The 20,115-nt window shown below is 70.4% G+C and carries 19 protein-coding genes and 1 riboswitch; of the genes, 6 read left to right on the forward strand and 13 right to left on the reverse strand.

The window, feature by feature from the left end:
- Window positions 1–62: 62 nt before the first annotated feature.
- Together AB0M47_RS13655 and AB0M47_RS13660 are read right to left on the reverse strand one after the other, a co-directional pair.
- The gene (locus AB0M47_RS13655) at window positions 63–1,484 is read right to left on the reverse strand and encodes a HAMP domain-containing sensor histidine kinase (RefSeq protein ID WP_363412620.1); all 1,422 of its coding nucleotides are present in this window, start codon (window positions 1,482–1,484) and stop codon (window positions 63–65) included.
- Between the two features lie 52 nt (window positions 1,485–1,536).
- Window positions 1,537–2,211: a response regulator transcription factor gene (locus AB0M47_RS13660; protein WP_363412695.1), complete on the reverse strand. Its 675-nt coding sequence runs from the start codon at window positions 2,209–2,211 to the stop codon at window positions 1,537–1,539.
- Between the two features lie 302 nt (window positions 2,212–2,513).
- On the opposite strand from AB0M47_RS13660, the gene AB0M47_RS13665 reads away from it, so the two are divergent.
- The 5 genes from AB0M47_RS13665 to AB0M47_RS13685 all read left to right on the forward strand — a co-directional run bounded on the left by AB0M47_RS13665 (window position 2,514) and on the right by AB0M47_RS13685 (window position 9,298).
- Window positions 2,514–3,125 (forward strand): DUF4956 domain-containing protein, encoded by a 612-nt coding sequence (locus tag AB0M47_RS13665; protein WP_363412622.1) that lies wholly within the window; start codon window positions 2,514–2,516, stop codon window positions 3,123–3,125.
- Window positions 3,122–3,934, forward strand: coding sequence for a polyphosphate polymerase domain-containing protein (locus tag AB0M47_RS13670; RefSeq protein WP_363412624.1), 813 nt, complete (start codon window positions 3,122–3,124; stop codon window positions 3,932–3,934). The genes AB0M47_RS13665 and AB0M47_RS13670 overlap by 4 nt, the downstream gene beginning before the upstream one ends.
- Window positions 3,931–5,730 (forward strand): carbohydrate-binding domain-containing protein, encoded by a 1,800-nt coding sequence (locus tag AB0M47_RS13675; protein ID WP_363412626.1) that lies wholly within the window; start codon window positions 3,931–3,933, stop codon window positions 5,728–5,730. Before AB0M47_RS13670 ends, AB0M47_RS13675 begins: the two co-directional genes overlap by 4 nt.
- Window positions 5,731–5,842: 112 nt before the next feature.
- Complete coding sequence (locus AB0M47_RS13680) at window positions 5,843–6,718, forward strand: DUF72 domain-containing protein (protein ID WP_363412628.1); 876 nt, start codon at window positions 5,843–5,845, stop codon at window positions 6,716–6,718.
- 147 nt (window positions 6,719–6,865) lie between these two features.
- The gene (locus AB0M47_RS13685) at window positions 6,866–9,298 is read left to right on the forward strand and encodes a transglycosylase domain-containing protein (RefSeq protein WP_363412630.1); all 2,433 of its coding nucleotides are present in this window, start codon (window positions 6,866–6,868) and stop codon (window positions 9,296–9,298) included.
- A gap of 45 nt (window positions 9,299–9,343) precedes the next feature.
- On the opposite strand, the gene AB0M47_RS13690 is transcribed toward AB0M47_RS13685, so the two are convergent.
- From AB0M47_RS13690 to AB0M47_RS13725, 8 genes are all read right to left on the reverse strand, one after another.
- Window positions 9,344–10,726, reverse strand: coding sequence for a hypothetical protein (locus AB0M47_RS13690; protein WP_363412632.1), 1,383 nt, complete (start codon window positions 10,724–10,726; stop codon window positions 9,344–9,346).
- Window positions 10,723–11,217, reverse strand: a complete 495-nt coding sequence (locus AB0M47_RS13695; RefSeq protein ID WP_253750930.1) for a SigE family RNA polymerase sigma factor — start codon at window positions 11,215–11,217, stop codon at window positions 10,723–10,725. Before AB0M47_RS13695 ends, AB0M47_RS13690 begins: the two co-directional genes overlap by 4 nt.
- A 119-nt stretch (window positions 11,218–11,336) precedes the next feature.
- Window positions 11,337–12,038 (reverse strand): nicotinamide mononucleotide transporter family protein, encoded by a 702-nt coding sequence (locus AB0M47_RS13700; protein ID WP_363412634.1) that lies wholly within the window; start codon window positions 12,036–12,038, stop codon window positions 11,337–11,339.
- Between the two features lie 73 nt (window positions 12,039–12,111).
- Window positions 12,112–12,242, reverse strand: a riboswitch (FMN riboswitch).
- 44 nt (window positions 12,243–12,286) lie between these two features.
- On the reverse strand, window positions 12,287–12,907 hold the full coding sequence (locus AB0M47_RS13705) for an RraA family protein (protein WP_363412636.1): 621 nt from the start codon (window positions 12,905–12,907) through the stop codon (window positions 12,287–12,289).
- 150 nt (window positions 12,908–13,057) lie between these two features.
- Window positions 13,058–14,212 (reverse strand): epoxide hydrolase family protein, encoded by a 1,155-nt coding sequence (locus AB0M47_RS13710; protein WP_363412638.1) that lies wholly within the window; start codon window positions 14,210–14,212, stop codon window positions 13,058–13,060.
- A gap of 174 nt (window positions 14,213–14,386) precedes the next feature.
- The gene (locus AB0M47_RS13715; protein ID WP_363412640.1) at window positions 14,387–16,003 is read right to left on the reverse strand and encodes an anibiotic ABC transporter; all 1,617 of its coding nucleotides are present in this window, start codon (window positions 16,001–16,003) and stop codon (window positions 14,387–14,389) included.
- Window positions 16,000–16,944, reverse strand: a complete 945-nt coding sequence (locus AB0M47_RS13720) for an ABC transporter ATP-binding protein (RefSeq protein WP_253750945.1) — start codon at window positions 16,942–16,944, stop codon at window positions 16,000–16,002. Before AB0M47_RS13720 ends, AB0M47_RS13715 begins: the two co-directional genes overlap by 4 nt.
- An 8-nt stretch (window positions 16,945–16,952) precedes the next feature.
- Window positions 16,953–17,603, reverse strand: a complete 651-nt coding sequence (locus tag AB0M47_RS13725; protein WP_363412642.1) for a TetR family transcriptional regulator — start codon at window positions 17,601–17,603, stop codon at window positions 16,953–16,955.
- A gap of 67 nt (window positions 17,604–17,670) precedes the next feature.
- Here AB0M47_RS13725 and AB0M47_RS13730 point away from each other — a divergent pair, with 67 nt between their 5' ends.
- A complete protein-coding gene (locus AB0M47_RS13730) occupies window positions 17,671–18,594 on the forward strand; it encodes a LysR family transcriptional regulator (protein ID WP_363412644.1) in 924 nt (307 codons plus the stop codon).
- A 21-nt stretch (window positions 18,595–18,615) separates the two neighbouring features.
- Here the strand turns inward: AB0M47_RS13730 and AB0M47_RS13735 are convergent, their stop codons facing one another.
- From AB0M47_RS13735 to AB0M47_RS13745, 3 genes are all read right to left on the reverse strand, one after another.
- Window positions 18,616–18,858: a peptidoglycan-binding domain-containing protein gene (locus tag AB0M47_RS13735; RefSeq protein ID WP_363412646.1), complete on the reverse strand. Its 243-nt coding sequence runs from the start codon at window positions 18,856–18,858 to the stop codon at window positions 18,616–18,618.
- Between the two features lie 181 nt (window positions 18,859–19,039).
- Entirely contained in the window at window positions 19,040–19,513 is a 474-nt protein-coding gene (locus AB0M47_RS13740) for a hypothetical protein (RefSeq protein WP_363412648.1), read from the reverse strand.
- A 140-nt stretch (window positions 19,514–19,653) separates the two neighbouring features.
- The gene (locus tag AB0M47_RS13745) at window positions 19,654–20,064 is read right to left on the reverse strand and encodes a VOC family protein (RefSeq protein ID WP_363412650.1); all 411 of its coding nucleotides are present in this window, start codon (window positions 20,062–20,064) and stop codon (window positions 19,654–19,656) included.
- Window positions 20,065–20,115 lie beyond the last annotated feature (51 nt).

Below are 20,115 nucleotides of genomic sequence, written 5' to 3' on the forward strand. Positions count from 1 at the left end.
GAGCCACCGAGGCAACGTCAGCCGGCGCGGCTGTTCGGCAAGACCGCTACTCCGCGAGACAGTTACTCCGCGAGGGGGAGGCGGACGGTGAACGTCGTGCGGCCCGGCTCGCTGGACACCGCGACACTCCCCCGATGCGCGGCCACGACCGCCTGCACGATCGCGAGGCCGAGCCCGGTGCTCCCGGCGGTACGCGAGCGCGAACCGTCGCCGCGGGCGAACCGTTCGAAGATGTGCGGCACCAGTTCCGGCGGGATGCCTGGGCCGGCGTCGGTGACGCTCAGCTCGGCCTGCTCGCCCGACGGCGAGACCGCGACCGTGACGACCGTCCCTTCCGGAGTGTGCGTACGCGCGTTGGCGAGCAGGTTCGCGACGACCTGGTGCAGCCGCGCCCGATCACCGGTGACGACGACCGGTTCCTCGGGCACGTCCAGGCGCCACTCGTGCCGGGGTCCGGCGGCGTGCGCGTCGCTGACCGTGTCCACCACAAGCGCGGTCAGGTCGACCGGCTGGTATTCCAGCGGGCGGCCGGCGTCGAGGCGGGCCAGCAGCAGCAGATCCTCGACGAGGCCGCTCATCCGCTGCGCCTCGGACTCCATCCGGCCGAGCAGGTACGCGACGTCTTCCGGAAGGTCGTGGCGGCGGCTGAGTTCGGCGTACCCGCGGATGGAGGCGAGCGGGGTGCGCAGTTCGTGGCTGGCGTCGGCGACGAACTGGCGTACCTGGGTCTCGCTGGCGTGGCGGGCTTCGAGCGCCTCGCCGACGTGGTCCAGCATCCGGTTCAGCGCCGCGCCGACCTGGCCGACCTCCGTACGCGGATCGGTGTCCTGTTCGTCGACGCGCTGGGGCAGCTCGACCTCACCGCGATCGAGGCGTACCTGGGAGACGCGGGTGGCGGTGGCGGCAACCCTCGACAGTGGACGAAGCGCCCGGCGGACGATGACCGTTCCCCCGTACGCCACGGAGCCGAGCACCAGCAGAGTCGCCCCGGCGACGACGGCCGTCAGCAGCAGCACCGTCTCCTGGGTCTCCTCCATCGGCAGCCCGGTGACGAGGATCGCCCCGTCGTCCATCTGCTTCGCCACGACCCGGTACGCCCCCTGGTCACACAGCTCGATGGTGTGCGCCTTGCCGTCGACGGGGACCGACAGCAGATTCGCGTACGCGTCGGTGAGGTCGGGCGAGGTCTGGCCCTGCTCCGACAGCACCGAGGCCGAGACCACCTGGCTGCCGCAGAGCCGGGCGTTGAGCGTGCCGATGCTCTGGCCGAGCACCCAGCTGTCCTGCTCCGACTCGGCCGAGCAGCCCTTCGCGGCGGTGGTTGCGGTGTCGGCGGGCTTCGGCTTGTGGTTGTCGTACCCCTTCGGCGCGCGGATCGCCGCCGCGGTCAGCTGCTTGTCGATCTGCCCGTTGAGCGTCTTGCTCAACGCGACGATGGTGGTGATGCCCACGGCGAGGAAGGCCAGGGCCAGCAGCGTCGTCATCGCCGCGACCAACCGGGCCCGCAGCGTCCAGGTGGAGGGACGTGGCCGGAGCTTAAGCAGCCGGTTTGAGGACATACCCCGCACCGCGCATCGTGTGGATCATCGGCACCCGCCCGGCGTCGATCTTCTTACGCAGGTAGGAGATGTACAGCTCGACGACGTTGGCCTGGCCGCCGAAGTCGTAGTTCCAGACCCGGTCGAGGATCTGCCGCTTGGACAGCACCCGGCGCGGGTTGCGCATGAGGTAGCGCAGCAGTTCGAACTCGGTCGCGGTCAGCTCGATCGAGTGGCCGCCCCGGCGGACCTCCCGGCTGTCCTCCTCCAGCACGAGATCGCCGACGACCAGCATCGACTCCGACTGGGACTCGGCGCGGACCGAGCGGCGTACGAGGGCGCGGAGGCGGGCGACGAGTTCCTCGATGCTGAACGGCTTGGTGACGTAGTCGTCGCCACCGGCGGTGAGCCCGGCCACCCGGTCCTCGACGGAGTCCTTCGCCGTGAGGAAGAGCACTGGCAGCTCCGGCGAGTCGGCGCGCAGTTTCCGCAGCACCTGGAGACCGTCGAAGTCGGGCAGCATCATGTCGAGGACGACGGCGTCGGGCCGGAACTCCCGGGCGGTACGCACCGCGCTGCCACCGTCGGAGGCGCTGCGCACCTCCCAGCCCTCGTACCGCAGCGCCATCGACAGCAACTCGGCCAAGGTCGGCTCGTCGTCCACCACGAGCATGCGGACCGGGCTGCCGTCGGCCCGGCGGAGCTGTCCTCGCTTGGCCGTGGCGGCCGCCGAGGAGACCGCCGCGTTCACCGGGACCGCATTCACCGTGGCTGCGTTCACCGTGGCTGCGTTCACCGTGGCTGCATTCACCGTCGTCATGCCCTCGATCATGCGGGCGTCCGCTAGAGGCCCGCTTTTCGTTCGCTGTGTGTTCCCTGTACTTATCGGCGACCTAGCCGGCTCACAGGTCACACCTAGCTCGGGACGGCTGAATGAACGGCAGGCCAACCTGAGCTGAAGACGAAGGATATCCCGTGACCGATCTGACCATCATCGCCGCCGATCTCGCGGCGATCTGTCTGCTGACGTTCGCCGTCTACTTCCCCCGGCACCACCGTCGCGACCTGGTCGCGGCGTTCCTCGGCGTCAACATCGGCGTCTTGGCGGTGGCGATGGTGCTCGGCTCGTCGACCGTCGGCGCGGGCCTCGGGCTGGGGCTGTTCGGCGTCCTGTCGATCATCCGGCTGCGCTCCTCCGAGATCGCCCAGCACGAGGTCGCGTACTACTTCGCCGCGCTCGCGCTCGGCCTCATCTCGGGGCTCAGCTCCGAGGTCACCCTCCTCAGCGGCGGCCTCATGCTGCTCGTGGTCGCGGCGCTGTTCGTGGGCGACCATCCCGGCCTGTTCCGGACCTACCGGCAGCAGACCGTGCGGCTCGACGTCGCGTACACCGACGAGGCGGCGCTGCGCGCTCGCCTGGAGACCGTGCTGGGCGGCCGCGTCGTCAACCTCACGGTCCGCGAACTCGACCTCGTCAACGACATCACGGTGGCCGAGGTCCGCTACACGGCCGGCGATTCTCCACTGGTACGCGATTCTCCAGCGGTACGCGAGCCGGGCCCGCGCGTCGAGCGGATCGCGGCATGACGGCGTACGGCATGACGGCGTACGCAGTGGGCCTGCCGCCGATCGCGCTCGACGAGCTGACCGCACGGGCGGAGTTGCTGACCCGGGTCGACCGCAAGTACGTGCTGCCCCGCTCGGAGCTGCCCGAGCTGCTCGACGGACTGGCTGGGCGGGCGCGCGTACTGGAGATCGACGGCCGCCGAGAGTTCGGCTACCACTCCGTCTACTTCGACACCCCGGAGTTGGACAGTTACCTCGGCGCGGCCCGGCGGCGGCGTCGCCGGTTCAAGGCGCGCCTGCGGCACTACGTCGACTCAGGCCTCCAGTACGCCGAGGTCAAGACGAGAGGTCCCCGGGGCACGACGGTCAAACGCCGCCGGCCCTACGACGGCGGAGACGGCTTCGCCCCGGTGCTCGCCGAGTCCGGTGTGGACATCGATGCGGCGCGGCTGAGCCCGACGCTGACCACGTGCTATCGGCGTACCACCTTGTATGTGAGCGAGACCGGCACGCGCGTGACGATCGACGCGGACCTGGCCTGGCGGGTGCCCGGCGGTCCGGAGCTGGACCTGCCGGGGCGAGTGATCGTCGAGACCAAGTCGGGCGGCCGCGCGTCGGCGGCGGACCGGCTGTTGTGGTCGCTGGGCCATCGGCCGTGCCCGGTCTCCAAGTACGCCACGGGGCTGGCCGCGTTGCGCCCCGGCCTGCCCGCGCACCGCTGGCGGCCGGTGCTCCGCCGCCACTTCCCCGCTCTGTCATCTGCCCTGTCCCCTGCTCTGTCACCTGCCCCGTCACCTGCTCTGTCACCCGCTCTGGAGGACCTGTCATGAAGATCCGCAGGAAAGCGCTCGTCGCGGTCACCTCGGCCGCCCTCGGCATCGCGGCGCTGGCCGGCTGCTCGACCAGCGCCGACCCGGACACCTCGACGGCGGCGTCCACCGCGGGCACGTCGACGGTCAGCGGTTCGCAGACCGCGCAGGAGGTGATGGCCGCCAACCAGGCCGACCACGTGGACGGCGATCAGTCGGCGTTCACCGAGTCTGAGGTGGTCGACGTGAAGCTCAGCGGCGGCAGCGCGTCCGCGGACGGCGACGGCGTCAAGGTGGACGGCTCGACGGTGACCATCACGCAGGGCGGGACCTATCGGCTGTCGGGGTCGCTGACCGGGCAGGTGGTCGTCGCGGCGGCGGACGCGACCGTCAAGCTCATCCTCGACGACGCCACGATCACCAGCAGCACGACGGCCGCCATCGCCGTGACGGACGCGAAACTGGTCACCGTCGTCCTGGCCGAGGGCAGCCAGAACTCGCTTGCCGACACCTCCTCGTACGCCGAGGACGCGGATGTCAACGCGGCCCTGTTCAGCTCGGCCGACCTGACGATCACGGGCGCCGGGGCGCTGACCGTACACGGCAACGGCAACGACGGCATCGCGAGCAAGGACGGTCTGGTCATCCAGGCCGGCACCATTTCCGTCACCGCCAAGGACGACGGCGTACGCGGCAAGGACTATCTGGTCGTCGACGGCGGCACGGTGACGGTCGCCGGCGGCGGAGACGGGTTGAAGGCGGACAACGACACCGACGCCGACCGTGGCTACATCTCCGTCACGGGCGGAACCGTGAAGGTCACCGCCGGGGGTGACGGCGCGGACGCCTCGACCGACCTCGTGGTCACCGGCGGTACGCTCACCGTCGCTACCGGCGGCGGCAGCGGCGAACAGCCGTCCGACGACACGTCGGCCAAGGGGCTGAAGTCGAACGTCATCACCGTCCTCGACGGCGGCACGATCACGGCCGACTCCGCCGACGACGCGGTGCACAGCGACGGCGCGGTGCACTTCGCTGGGGCCACCGTCACCCTGGCGAGCGGGGACGACGGCGTACACGCCGAAGGGGATCTGATCGTCGACAAGGGCACCGTGACGGTCACGAAGTCGAACGAAGGCCTGGAAGGCAAGGACATCACCGTCAACGGCGGCGACGTCACGGTCACCTCCAGCGACGACGGCATCAACGCAGCCGGCGGCTCGGGCACCTCGCAGTCCGGCGGCGGCGGCTTCGGCCGGGGTGGCGGCGGAGGCGGCGAGATGGGCGTCGGCGACTACTCGCTGACCATCGCCGGCGGCACGGTCGTCGTCAACGCCGACGGCGACGGCTTCGACTCCAACGGAACGGCGAAGATCACCGGCGGCACCCTGGTCGTCAACGGCCCGACGATGGACGGCAACGGGGCGCTGGACGTCAACGGTTCGTTCGAGATCAGCGGGGGCGTACTCGTGGCGGCGGGCAGCGCGGGCATGGCGGTCGCCCCCGACACCGGATCGGCGCAAGGCTGGCTGTCGGCCACCTTCGACTCCGCCGTCAGCGCCGGGACGACGGTCCACGTGACCGACTCGTCCGGCAAGGTGCTGGCGACCTTCGTGACGTCGAAGTCCATGCAGAACCTGGTCTACTCGTCCACGGAGATCAAGAGCGGCACGGCGTACAAGATCTACACGGGTGGCTCCGCCTCCGGCGCCGACACCGGCGGCCTGCGCGCGTCGGGCAGCCTGGGCTCGGCGACCGTGCTCGCCACCGTCACCGCCGGGCAGGCCCCGGCCGGCGGCGGCTTCGGCCGCCGCTGACCGGCGTGATCATTGCGCGGCCAGGCTGTTTCCGGCAGCGAAACGCCCGCGTACGCAGCCTGGCTGGCGCAATGATCGAGCGGTGGGGACCGGACGCCGGTAGCCTGGGCGCATGGGCGGCATCCGGGTCGGCACCGCCTCGTGGACCGACAAGACCCTGCTCGCCTCGGGGTGGTATCCGCAGGCGGCCGACACCGCCGAGCAGCGCCTGGCGTACTACGCCCGGCAGTTCCCGCTCGTCGAGGTCGACTCCACGTACTACTCCCCGCCCGCCGAGCAGACCGTGCGGCTGTGGGCCGAGCGCACCCCGGCCGGCTTCCTCTTCAACGTCAAGGCGTTCAGTTTGCTCACCGGACACCCGACGAAGGTGTCGTCGATCTTCAAGGATCTCCGCCCGGAGACCGACAAGGCCTCGGTCTACCCCCGTGACCTGGATCCGAAGACGACCGACGAGATCTGGGACCGGTTCCTGTCGGCGTTGCGGCCGCTGACCGACGCGAGCAAGCTCGGCGTACTGCTGTTCCAGTTCCCGCCGTGGTTCACCATCCGGCGGTCGAACAAGGACTACGTCCTGGAGGCGGCCGAGCGTTGCCGTCCGCTGCCCATCGCGGTCGAGTTCCGGCACGAGTCCTGGTTCGCCGGGGACAACCGCGCCGAGACCCTCGACTTCCTGCGCCGCCATCATCTGCCGCTCGTCTGCGTCGACATGCCGCAGGGCCACAAGTCGTCGATCCCGCCGGTCGTGGAGGCGACCGCCGATCGGGCGGTGGTCCGCTTCCACGGGCACAGCGGCAAGTGGACGAGCCGCGACATCTACGAGAAGTTCGGCTACCTCTACTCGGAGCGCGAGCTGAAGGACTGGGCGCCGAAGCTGGAGAAGCTCGCCGACACCACCGGCGAGACCCATGTGCTCATGAACAACTGCTACTCAGACTACGCCCAGCGCAATGCGAGCCAGCTCATCGATCTGCTGACGGACGCGGGTTGAGCTGCGAAGACGACGTCGCCGCCAGAGCTCGACATCTGTCGATCATGTGATCCACGACATGCCCGCGTGGGGCCGGGCAACGGCCCGGGGTGATCTTGCGTCAAGGTGCTCAGATCACCCGCCCGTTTCGACCCCGGTGGTGCCCTCATGCGTAAAGGCGATCGCAATCCCGTCATGAACGTGGCGTCCCTGCTGATCTGTGGTGTCCTCGCGGGCGTCGTGGTGGCGGCGGCGGCGTTCCCGGCGATCGCGATGTCCGGTCTAGCGGCGAAGTCGGGCGCACAGGCGTTCGCGGACCTGCCGAGCGAGCTGACCGTGAAACGGTCGCCGCAGATGAGCAAGGTGTACGCGAGCGACGGCCGGACCTTGCTGGCCTCGATCTATGACGAGAACCGGCAGGACATCGCCATGGATCAGATTCCCAAGGTGATGCAGCAGGCGATGATCGCCGCCGAGGACCACAAGTTCTACGAGCACAACGGCGTCGACGTCCAGGGCATCGCGCGGGCGTTCGTGGCGAACAAGAACTCCGGCGAGACTCAGCAGGGCGCCTCGACCCTGACGATGCAGTACGTGCGACTGTCGATCACGTACGCCGCCGACAACCCCAACGACGTGCTGAGCGCCGCCGAGGACACCCCGGCGCGGAAGCTACGGGAGGTCAAGTACGCGCTGGCGATCGAGAAGAAGCTCACGAAGGACCAGATCCTGGAGGGCTACCTCAACATCGCGTACTTCGGCAACCACGCGTTCGGCATCTACGCCGCGTCGCAGGTGTACTTCGGCAAGGAGCCGAAGAACCTGACCGTCGAGGAGGCGGGCTTCCTGGCCGGGCTCGTCAAGTCGCCGAGCGACTTCAACCCGATCCAGGACGACGGCACCGTCAACGAGCAGGCCGCCGCCGACGGCAAGGGCCGTCGCGACTGGGTGATCGACCAGATGCACGAGATCGGCGCGATCACGGCCGAGCAGGCGACGCAGGCCAAGGCCAAGGAACTGAAGATCACCGGCAAGCCGGCGCCGAACGGCTGCACCGCGACGGCGATCGCCAGCGCCGGATTCTTCTGCGACTTCCTTCAGCGCTGGTGGATGAGCGAGCCCGCGTTCGGCGCGAACTCCTACGAGCGTGAGCGGGCGCTGAAGACCGGCGGCTACAAGATCGTCTCCTCGTTGGACGTGTCGACTCAGAACGCCGCCAAGGCGAACGTCGAGAAGTACCTCAAGACCGGCAAGAAGCACGCGCTGATGGTGGTCGCGGTGGAGCCCGGCACGGGCAAGGTCCGGTCGATGGCGGTCAACCGCAACTTCAAGATCGACGACGCGGCCAATCCGAAGAACGGTCTGTCCACCGACCCGGCCAAGGCCGCCAAGAACATTCGCGGCACGTACCCGAACACGGTCAACCCGCTGATGAGCGGCGACCAGTACGGCTACCAGTTCGGCTCGACGTTCAAGGTGTTCACGGCGGTCGCCGCGCTGGAGAACGGCTACCCGCTCGACTACACGATCAATTCGCCCTATCAGTGGGTGTCGCCGTTCGTCACCGCGCCCGGCCCGGCCAGCTGCGGCGACAAGTGGTGCCCGAAGAACGCGTCGCAGTCGATGACCGGCGTACACACGATGTGGCAGGCGTTCGGGCGCTCGGTGAACACCTACTTCGCGCAGCTCATCGCCCGGGTCGGCCCGGCCAAGGCGGTCGAGGCGGCCCGGCAGATGGGGCTGACCTTCCGGGGTGACCCCAACCAGCAGGGCACCGACGCGTACTTCGCGGCGCACCCGGACGCCTGGGGCACGTTCACCCTCGGCGTCACCCAGAACACGCCGATGGAGATGGCCAACGCGTTCGCGACGCTGGCCGCGGACGGCACGTACTGCCAGCCGATCCCGGTGGAGTCCATCACCGACGCCAATGGAGTGCAGCTCGACGCGGCCAAGCCGCGCTGCCAGAAGGTGATCGACACCGACGTGGCGCGGGCCGCGATCGACATGGCGCGCTGCCCGCTCGGCGACCGGTCTCAGCTCGGCGGATGCGCCAACGGGGGCACCGCGCCCTACGTCCACGACATCGTCGACAAGCCGGTGGCCGGCAAGACCGGCACCACCGACAACGACCGCACGGCCGCGATGGTGGCCACGACGCGTCAGCTGTCGGTGGCGGGCATCGTCGCCGACCCGGACTGGACCAACAACACGGTCAGCTCCGCCAACCTCGGCGGCAAGGACGCGCACCGAGACGTGGTCAACCCGGCCGTCGCCGACACTCTGCACGACGGGATGAAGGGCAAGCCGGCGCAGCAGTTCGGCAAGCCGGACGGCACGAAGATCGTGCACGGGACGAAGACCTCGATCCCGAGCGTCACCTGCAAGACGGTGAGCGAGGCGACGACCATCCTGCGCAACAAGGGCTTCTCGGTGACGGTCGAGTCGGGCGAGGTCAACTCGATCTGCCCGAAGGGCACCGTCGCCGGGACGTCGCCGAGCGGCTCGACGAGCAAGGGCAGCACGGTGGCCATCCAGGTCAGCAACGGCCAGGGCGGCGGGCAGGGTGGCGGGCAGAGCCCGCCACCACGACAGCGCTAGGTCGCCGCTAGGTCGCCGCTGGGTCGCCGCTGGGTCACCGCTGGGTCACACGGTGGACCAGCCGTCGATCGCGCCGTCGATCGGCGGCTGGTTGATCCGCGTACGCCCGACGACCCGCCCGGTCGCGTCGAGCGCCTCGAATTCGGCGCTCAGCGGGTCGGCCACGGTCACCACAGCCGCGTCGTTCGCGACCGGGGCCTGGGCCACGACCGCGCCGCCGACGAGGACGCGTACGCCGGTCGCGGTCTTCGGCGTGATCACCAGTACGCCGGACGCGGTGTCGTCCAGGCGTACCGCGACCGTCGTGTGTGGATCGGCGGGGTTCTCCTCGGTGGTGAAGCCGCGCCCGATCCCCAGCCCCGTGCCGGTGTCCCGGTCGTAGCGGATCGAGACGGTGCCCGCCCACCCGCCGGCGACCCGGGGCGCGGCGACGACCGTCGTGACCCCCGTACGCCCGGCCGCGTCGCCGCCGGGCCAGGTGATCCGGCCGCCCCACACGACCCGGGGCAGGCCGCTCAGCACGGCCGGGCCGAGCGGGGTCCGCTCGCCTTCCAGCGCCTCCCGGGCAAGCTGCGGGTCCGGCGTGCCGCGCGCGGTACGCAACTCCTGGGTGACGACCTGATCGGTGATCGGGAGGATGCCGGTGTCGTAGGGGGCGGGCGTCTTCTCCCGGATCCGGCCGCCGCACTCGATCCGCCACCATTCGGCCCGCACGGTGCTCGCGTCGCGTACCAGGTAGGAACCGGTGGGCTCGGCCTGCCAGCGATCGAGGTCGGGCCAGGCGGCCGAGAACACGGTGCAGCCGGCCGGGGCCAGCGCCACCACCGCCGCGGTCGAGGTCTTGCCCTCGTTCACGAACTCGACGTGCGTGAACGGGCCGAGCCCATCGCTGTAGCTGTTCAGCGCCTCGATCCGGGTCAGCTCGGCCGCCGTAGCCCCCTTCGGCGCCCGGAAGACCGCCGAGGCCTGCGTCCACGCCGACGCCCCCGGGTCGGCCAAGGCGAACGCGACGATCGCGATCCGCCACGGACCCACGTCATCGAGATAGAGGATGTGCGTCTCGCGTACCGCATAGCGGGTGAGATAGAGCCCGCCGCGACGATGCTCCCCGATCAGCCGGGCCACGTCGGCGAGGTAGCCGGGGTCCGCGGCCGCCAGCTTGCCGCGGACCGGCGTGTCCGCGAGCCGCTGTTCCCAGGTCCGCTGGGCGTCGAAGCCGGTGGCGGGCGGCGGTTCGGGCGCGTTCTGCGGCCCGACGGTGACCCAGGCGACCGCGAGCGCACCGGCCACAGTGGTGGCGACGGCGGCGTTCCGGCGACGGCGCGACCGCCGATGACGGGTCCGGATCCGGCTGTAGGGGTCGTGTTCGGGGCGGACCTCGTCGGCCAGGTCGCGTAGGGCACGGCCGACCATCTCGTCGACGCTCACAGCGGGATCCTTTCCAGATCGACCGGGTCGAGGACGGCACGGAGCCGGGCCAGTCCCCGGCTGGCGTGGCTCTTGACGTTGCCGAGCGAGCAGCCCAAGGCGGCCGCCACCTCCGCCTCGGACATGTCGCCGAGATAGCGCAGCACGACGACGGCCCGCGTGCGCGGCGGCAGTGCCCGCAGCGCGTCTCGCACCGCGTGCCGCTGGGCGACCGCGTCGGCGGTGTCGGCGAAGGCCGTGTCCGGCGGCGACGCGGTGACCAGTTCCCGCCGCCGGAACCGGCGCCAGGCGCTGATGTGCTGGTTCACCATGACGCGGCGGACGTAGGGCATCGGCTCGTCCACCCGGGACCAGGCCCGCATCGTGCGGACCAGCGCGTTCTGCACCAGGTCCTCGGCCTCGTGCGCCGAGCCGGTGAGCAGGTACGCGATCCGCAGCAGCTCGACGTAGCGAGCCTCCACGAATTCGCGGAACCCGTCCTCACCAGGCATCGGCGCACTCCCCCTCGGCAGTCCGGGCTAGACCGCCCGGCTTACCTGACACGACCCGGCGACGCCGCCGAAGGTTGTGTCCGGCCGCCAAGATCTTCCCGCGGAGTTCTTCGCGGGGGTCAGACCGTCACGGGTGTCGAGGCGGCCGGTGCCGCCACCGCCGCCCGCGAGGTACGCAGCCAGACGGAGAACCCGTAGGCCACCAGCCCGCCGTAGACCACGTAGAGGACCGCGGACGGATAGAAATGCGACTTGATCAACAGCGGTACGCCGACCGCGTCGACGGCCAGCCAGGCGAGCCAGAAGTCGTTCCAGCCCCGAGCCATGGCGTACGTGGCGACCATCGAGCCGACGAAGATCCAGGCGTCGCACCAGAAGTACCAGCGCGGCGCCGGCCAGCCCGCCCCGAACCAGACGAACACCTGCTGGACCACGACGACCGCGATCGCCCAGAACGCGACCAACGCCAGCCGCTCGCGCGCGGTGGCCCAGCGGGGTGTGATGGCCGGGCCGGTCGAGCCGCGCCCGCGCGACACGCCGTACCAGCGCCACCAGCCGTAGACGCTGGTGACGATGAAGAAGATCTGCCGTCCGGCCTGGCCGAACAGGGTCATCGCCTGCGGGTTGTCGAAGGCGACGCCGAAGAACACGGTGAACAGCAGGAGATTGCCGGCGATGCCGGCCGGCCAGGCCCAGACGCGGCGGCGCAGGCCGCCGATCGCCGACGCGAAGCCGAACGCGTTGCCGATGACCTCGCGCCACAGGATGTGCTGGCCGAAGACGGTCAGCTGGGCGTCGAACAGGTCGTGCAGAACACTCATCACAGGGTCCCTTTCCACTATGGACCCCGGGGGACGCGAGACGGCGGCGTCAGCCCACGGCTGACCCCGTTCGTCGCGTGCTGCCTCCCATCCGGACTTTCACCGTCGGTCCCGGAGTTCCACCGGGTCCACCGGCCGCTGGCTGCGGTCGGGTCGCGGACTGTCACCGCCGGTTCGGACTTTCACCGACCCCGGAGCACGTCTGGCCGCAGTATCACACTTGACCGGCCCGCTCCCTAGGGTGCCGGTCACAGCGGCAGATCGGCGCCCGCGTCGCGCAGGATGCCCGCGATCTTCGCGCGGTGCGCCGACTCCCATTCGTCCAGCGTCTCGGCCGCTTCCTTGGCCAGCTTGGCCTGCGCCTGCACGGCGATCTCGGCCTGCCGGGCGGCCGGGACGACGACCACGCCCTCCTCGTCGGCCACCACGACGTCACCAGGGTGGACGGTCACGCCACCGCAGGTCACCGGGATGTTCAGCGGCTCCGGTCCGGCCTTCGCGCCGGGGATCGGGATGACCCCCCGGGCGAAGACCGGGAAGCGGGCGTCGCGTACCTCGGTCAGATCGCGGATCAGTCCATCGAGGACGAATCCGGCGATCCCCCGGCGCTGGGCGACCGCACAGACGTTGCCGCCGGCGAGCGCGTAGTCCAGGTCGCCCGACTCCACGACGATCACCGAACCCGGCTCGGCCAGATGGATCGCCGCGTGCAGCATCAGGTTGTCGCCCGGCCGGCAGCGCACGGTGAACGCCGGACCCGCGACGCGCGGCGTCGGGGACCACAACGGGCGGATGCCGATGTCCATCACCTGCGCGCGATCCAGGAGGTCGGCCAGGGTGGTCGTGGGGAGGTCAGCAAAGTCGGTCACGTCCCCATTTAACAGTACGGACGTACGGTATGCAAGCGGGCCCCTGGTCTCGGGCCCCCTGGTCTCGGGCTCCCCTGGTCTCGGGCTCCCCTGGTCTCGGGCTCGCTTGCTCGCTTCGCGTCGGGCCCGCCCGGCATCAGGCCCCGTGCTTCACAGGCTCGCGAAGAACTCGCGCAGGTCCGTCACCAGGAGATCGGGATCAGTCGTGTACGCGAAATGCCCGCCCCGGTCGAACTCGGAGTAGCGCACGATGTTGTTCGACCGCCCGGCGAACGTCTGGATCGTGCGGAAGTCCTGCGGGAACACCGCGACGGCGGTCGGCACCTGGTTGGGCTCCTCGCGGTAGCCCGCGCCGCTCTGCGCGTCCTCGTAGTAGTGCCGGGCGCTCGAGCCGCCGGTCCGGGTGAACCAGTAGATGCTCACGTGGGTCAGGTAGTTGTCGACGTCGAGGTACTCGGCGAAGTCGCCCCAGCCCGTCCAGAGTTCGGCGTTCCAGGCCAGCTGCCCGGCCGGCGAGTCGGTCAGCCCGTACGCCAACGTCAGCGGCCGCGTCTGCTGGATCTGCTGATAGCCCGCCTTGCTCTGGAAGTCGGCCGTGGAGCCGGACAGGCTCGCCTTGTCGGCGTCGGAGATCTTCTCGAACTCGGCCGGATCACCGGACGGGAAGGCGAAGATCTGCAACAGATGTACGCCGATCAGCCCGGCCGGGGCCAGGATGCCCAGCTCGCGGCCGACCAGTGCGCCCGAGTCACCGCCGGCGGCGCCCCAGCGCTCGTAGCCGAGCCGCGTCATCAGGGTCGCGACCGACCGCGCCATCCGGGCGCTGTCCCAGCCCTGCTCGGTCGGCGGCCCGGAGAAGCCGTAGCCGGGCAACGACGGCGCGATGACGTGGAACGCCAGGGCCGGGTCGCCGCCGTGCGACCGCGGATCGGTTAGCGGGCCGATCACCTTCAGGAACTCCACGATGGACCCCGGCCAGCCGTGCAGGAGCACCAACGGCGTCGCGTCCGGCTCGGCCGAGCGTACGTGCAGGAAGTGGATGTTCTGCCCGTCGATGGTCGTGGTGAACTGCGGAATCTCGTTGAGCCGGGCCTCGGCGGCCCGCCAGTCGTAACCGTCACGCCAGCGCTCGGCCAGCCGGCGTACGACCGCCGTCGGCATCCCGTACGTCGTGCCGCTACCGGGCACGTCGTCCGGCCAGCGGGTCGCCGCGAGCCGGGTAGCCAAGTCGTCGAGCTCGGCCTGGGGAACGTCGATCCGGAACGGCACGATCTCCGACTGCACAGTCTCGGTCATCTCAGTCATGCCACCGACGTTACGGGGGCTTTAGGACGAGATCGTTCCTAATGCGCCAACGCATGATGGGGATTCGCCGTCACGCCGCGGGCCGGCGCGGGCCGTCCGACGAGCCGGCGGCCCGCCCTCGAGGAGGAGGAATGCTCCACGATGGCGGGCCGCCGACGGCCGGAGTGCGGAGGCTCAGGAGGTGAGGTCCCGCCGCCGGAACAACGCGAGCCCGCCCACGATCAGCACCACCGCGACCGCCAGCAGCGCGGCGAGCGGACCGACCGCGGGATCGGCGACGGGGACGGCCGGCACGTGGCTGAACGGCGAGATGTCCCGGGCGGCCTGCGGCAGGCCGAACAGGTCGCCGAGCATGCCGAAGACGATGCTCACGACCAGCCCCGTCCAGGCGAGTGCGACGCTGATCCGGGGCAGCGCACCGAAGGCGAGCACGACGAAGCCCGCCACGGTCAGCGCGGCCGGGAGCTGGACGAGTGCCGCGCCGACCAAGGTGCCGACGCTGGTCTGCCCACCGGTCGAGAGGTCGCCGAGCCCCATGGCCAGTCCGGACGCCGCCAACAGCAGCGCCGCGCCGCCGACCGCGATGGTCAGGTGCGAGGCGACCCATTGGACTCGGCCGGTCGCGGTGGCCAGGACCGCCTCGGCCGTGCCGGCCGTCTCCTCGTTGCGCAGCCGCAGCAGGACCTGGACCGCGAATCCGGCGGCGAGTACGCCGAAGATCGCCATCATGGCCGCGTAGAAGACGTCGACGAGTCCGCCGGAGGCTCCCCCGGCCAGCTGGCCCATGAGGTCGGCGACTCCCTTGTTCTCCTCGAACGCGTCGTTCACCGTGTTGCCCAGCGTGCCGATGCCGTATCCGAACACGGCGCCGCCGACCACCCAGCCGATCACCGTGCCACGTTGCAATCGCCAGGCCAGGCCGGTCGGGCTGAGCAGCGACCGGGCCGCCGAAGGCGGGCCGAGCCGGGCAGGCACCAGCCCGGCGCCGAGGTCGCGGCGATTGACCAGGGCGTACGCCCCGGCGGCGCAGACAAGGGTGAAGAGCAGCGGGATGATCAGCACCCACCAGCGCTCGTCGCCGTAGGGGCGTACCTGTTCGCCCCAGCCGAGCGGGGACACCCAGGCCACCCAGGTGCTCGTGACCCGGATGCCGTCCGGTCCGATCTCGCCGAGGGCGTCGCCGACGCCCCGCACGAAGTACGCCACGCCGATGGTGAGGGCGGCGAACCCGTTGGCGGCGCGGGCGGTGCTGAACACTTGAGCGGCCAGTGCCGCGATCCCGGCGAAGGACATCCCGGTGAGCACGCTGGCCGCACCCCAGGCGACCGAGCCGGCGGCGGGCAGTCCCGCTCCGAGCAGCGCCAGCGTCGAGAACAGTCCCATGAGGACGTTCGCGATCAGGGCATGGGTGAGCGCTGCCACCAGCGCGGCGTGCCGGCCGACCGCGGCCGACCCGATCAGCTCCGACCGGCCGGTCTCCTCGTTCTGCCGGGTATGCCGGACGACGAGGAAGGTGCTCATCAGTGCCACCAGGACCAGCAGCGACGCGTAGTTGCGGAAGTTGACGAGCGCGCCCTGCGCGACGCCGACCGGGATGCCCCGCATCAGCAGCACGGCCGGGCTCGTGACGGCGCCCTTGAGCGCGGTCGCTGCGTCCGCCTCCGTCGGGAACTCGTCCTTCACTGCGGCGGCGCCGGCGTACAGGAGCAGCATCGCGCCGGCGATCCAGATCGGCAGCTGAATCCGGTCGCGTCGCAGGGCGAGCCGGGTCAGCCGGAGCGCGCCCTTCATCGCGACACCCCGGTTCCGGCGGTGGCGGCGGCGGGCCGGTTGTAGTGACGCAGGAACAGCTCCTCCAGCGTCGGCGGCTGGCTGACCAGCCCGCGTACGCCGGCCTCGGCGAGCAGCCGCAGCGCCTGCTCCAGGACGGCGTTGTCGACGGCGAAGCTCACCGTCGAACCCGCAGTGCCGTCCTGTACGCGCAGATCGTGGACGCCCGGCAGCGCGGCCAGCCCGTTGACCGTTCCGGCCAGCTCGGCCCGGATCGTCGTACGCGTCAGGTGCCGCAGGTCGGCGAGCGTACCGGTCTCGACAGCCTTGCCGTCGCGGATGATCGTGAGCCGGTCGCAGAGCGCTTCCACCTCGGACAGGATGTGGCTCGACAGCAGGACGGTACGCCCACCGCGCTGCACCTCGGCCCGGACGACCTCGCGGAAGACCTCTTCCATCAGGGGGTCGAGACCGGACGTCGGCTCGTCCAGGATGAGCAGTTCGACGTCGGAGGCGAGCGCGGCGACGAGGGCCACCTTCTGCCGGTTGCCCTTGGAGTAGGTGCGGGCCTTCTTGCGGGGGTCGAGGTCGAACGCGGTGAGCAGTTCGTCCCGGCGCTGCTTGTTCAGCCCGCCGCGCAGGTCGCCGAGCAGGTCGATGACCTCGCCGCCGGACAGGTTGGGCCATAGCGTCACATCGCCGGGCACGTACGCGAGCCGCCGGTGCAGTTCAGTGGCCTGCGCCCACGGATCGCCGCCGAGCAGCCGGGCCGTGCCGCCGTCGGATCGCAGCAGGCCGAGCAGGACGCGGATGGTGGTGGTCTTCCCGGCGCCGTTCGGGCCGAGGAAGCCGTGCACCTCACCGGTGCGGACGGCCAGGTCGAGGCCGTCGAGCGCACGGGTGCGCCCGAACGACTTCACCAGGCTCTCCACCTGAATCGCGTGCGTGATCGCGTCGGACATGGTGGTCGTCACTCCTTCGAGGAGGCTTCTTGAGGGGGTTCGGTGAGCAGACGATCCATCGCCGTATGCAGGTAGCCGGCCTGCTCGGGCGACAGCATGGCGTTGGCGGCGGCGTCGACGAACCCGTGGTTGAGCCGGACGTAGCCCTCGGTGGTGTCGAGATCGGTGCCGAGCACCCGGGAGATCTGGTCGGAGAGCAGGAAGACGCCCAGCTGCATCGCGCAGATCACGGCGGCGTACGCCCGCTGGTCGCGGGTCTCGACACCGGTCTTGGCGACCCACTCCTCGGCCATGTCGACCATCTTGTCGAACAGCGCCGAAGAGGCCGGTGAACCGTCCTTCATGGACTGAACCAGGTAGCGCTGCAACAGCCGCATCTCCGGGCTGTGGCTGACGAGGAAGCCCGGGTCGGCCAGCTTGCCGCCGAAGACCTCCTCGCGGAACCGGTCGGTGCGCTCCTTGGCGTACTCGTCGCAGGTGTCGCGCAGCGCCTCCTTGGAGCCGAAGTGGTGCCGCAGCAGGCCGGAGGACACCCCCGCCTCCTGCGCGATGTCTCGGACGGACGCCCCGGCGATCCCCCGGTCGGCGAACAGCCGGATGGCCGCGTCCCGGATGCGGGCACGGGCGGTCAGGTCGTCGGGCGCTCGTTCGCTACACACACGTATAGGCTACTACACACTCGTGTAGCAGCCAACCCCGTGGACGCCGCCTGGGTATCTTCGGCTCATGCCCGCTGCCGAGCCCCCCGACAGAGCCGCAGAGGCCGATCTCGCCCCGAACGAGCTGCGCGTCCTGGTCGCCGTCGACGCCGCCGGAGGCTTCACCGCCGCCGCGGCCCAGCTCGGCCTCACCCAGTCGGCCGTGTCGCACGCCGTCCGGGCCTGCGAACGCAAGATCGGCGTCGTCCTGTTCGACCGCGGGCGGCACGGCGCCCGGCCCACCCCGGCGGGCGTACGCGCAGTGGCGCACGCTCGCCGCATCCTGCGGCTGCTGGAGACGCTGGGCGCGGAGGCACGGGGAGCCGCGGCCGGCAGTGTCGAGGGGCCGCTGCGGATCGCCGCGTTCCGCAGTGCGGCCGCACATCTACTCCCCGCCGCGCTGGCCCGGTTGACCGCCCGGCTCCCCGGCGTACGCCCGGAGGTGGCGATCGTCCGGGAAGTCGGCCGGGGCACCGCCGGTGAGGTCGCCGACGGCCGGGCCGACATCGGCATCGCGACCCTCGGCGGCAGCCAGGCGATCCCCGCCGGGCTGCTGTCGGGACGGCTCTTCGAGGACCCGTACGCGCTCGCGTACCCGTCAGGCCACCGGGAGCCGCGCGGCCTGCCGCTGATCGACTGGGACGAGAACTGCGGCTCCTACACGCGCGAGTGGTGGTCGGCGCAGAAGTGGCTGCCGCGCGCGACGATCACCGCGCAGGACGACAGCGTGGTGCTGTCGATGGTCGCGCAGGGCATGGGCATGGCGGTGGCCCCGCAGCTCAGCCTGCTGGGCGCGCCGCCCGGACTGGCGATCGAGGATCTGGGCGAGAGCCGGCCCCGGCGGGAGATCGGCTACGTGACGACTCCCGCGATGGCCCGGTCGCTGGCGGTCCGCACCTTCATCCGGGAGCTGCGCTCGACGGCGCCCGAGGTTGCCCACCGCATCCGGTGAGCAGCCTCGGGCGCGGTCCGATCAGTAGGGGACGTCCAGCCATTCCCACCCGGGCCAGATGCTCGGGTTCGACGTGTGGACGCAGAACGTCTGCTCGGTGGCCACGTGCTTCATCTTCTTGCGGGTGCCCGGCCCGGCCCAGCCGTCGACGGCCCAGCCGGCGCCCTCGTAGGTATTGAGGTAGGACTGGACGTTCTTGACGGCCTGCCGGGTGTTCGGGCCGTACTCGCCGTCGATGCTGATGCCCTGGCCGTAGCAGAACACCCGGTTTGAGGGTGTTCACTGCACACTCCTTGGACCGGGGACGCGACGTGTCAGGCGACAGTTCTGCATGCATCACTGCGCTGATCGAGTCATCGTCCCGGCCCCCGGCCGGCCCGCGAAACGCTGTTTCGGTTCCCGCCGAACATGTACATAAGGTGATTCGACGCTCGGAGTCCGGGGGTCAGCCGCGACACCACTCCCGGCGGGGCACCACGTCCCACGGGACGTCCGCCGGCTCGGCGAGAAACACCGGCCGGCTGATCACGGAGTCCCCGGCCCGCTGAACCCGCAGGATCAGGCCAAGCTCGAACAACTCCGGATCGGCGGCATGCGAATAGCGCAGAGTGAGGTCGCGCTGCTCCCGATAGCCGAACGCCCACTGTTCGAGCTGCGAGGGAACTCGCCCAACCAGGCGCTCACCGTCGAGTGTGACCTGCGGCCCGATCAAGCCGTCTACCGCGACGCAGAAGAGTGCGTCGTCGGAGCAGTAGACGGTGACGCCATGCTCATGCAACTCACCGAAGCTTCGAAGGCTCAGGCCGCGGCCCGGATACAGCACGCGCACGACCTCCGTACACGTCATCCCGAACCGAAGCGGCCCGACGCCGGCCAACGGCCGAAACTCCCAGCGCATCCGCTCGTCGTCGGGCAGCACCCGCCACATATCCACGTGCGCATTCTCCGCACGCGCACCACGGCCACGAAGCCTGGGTCCAGAACTTGATCTAGGCGAGAATCGGCTGCCTGGACAACCCTTTCTCGCCTAGATCATCCCCAATCACGACGGCGGCGAGCCTACTGCGGGTGGACGATGTCGATCATCCAGGGCACGCCGAACTGGTCGACGCAGCTTCCGTACTCGTCGCCCCACATCTGCTTCTCGAGCGCCATCGTGACGGTGCCTTTGGCGGCCAGCTTGTCCCAGTAGCCGCGCAGCGCGCCGGCGTCCTCGCCGCTGATGCTGATCGAGATGTTCTGGCCGGGCTGGTGCTCCATGCCGGGCGGCAGGTCGGAGGCCATGATCGTGAACCCGGCCGGGGTCTCCAGCAGGGCGTGCATGATCTGGTCCTTGGTCGCCGCGTCGTCCGAGCCGAACTCGCCGAACGTGGTGAGCTTCAGGTCGCCGCCGAGTACCTCCTGGTAGAACTCCATGGCCTCCTTGCAGGAGCCGGGGAAGTTCAGGTACGGGTTCAGGCGCGTGCTCATGGATCCTCCTTGATCGCTGATCACCGTCACAGGAGCGCTGTGCTCCGGCAG

Origin of the sequence: Hamadaea sp. NPDC051192, from assembly GCF_040682475.1 — a bacterium.
In the GTDB taxonomy this organism is placed as follows: Bacteria; Actinomycetota; Actinomycetes; order Mycobacteriales; family Micromonosporaceae; genus Hamadaea; species Hamadaea flava.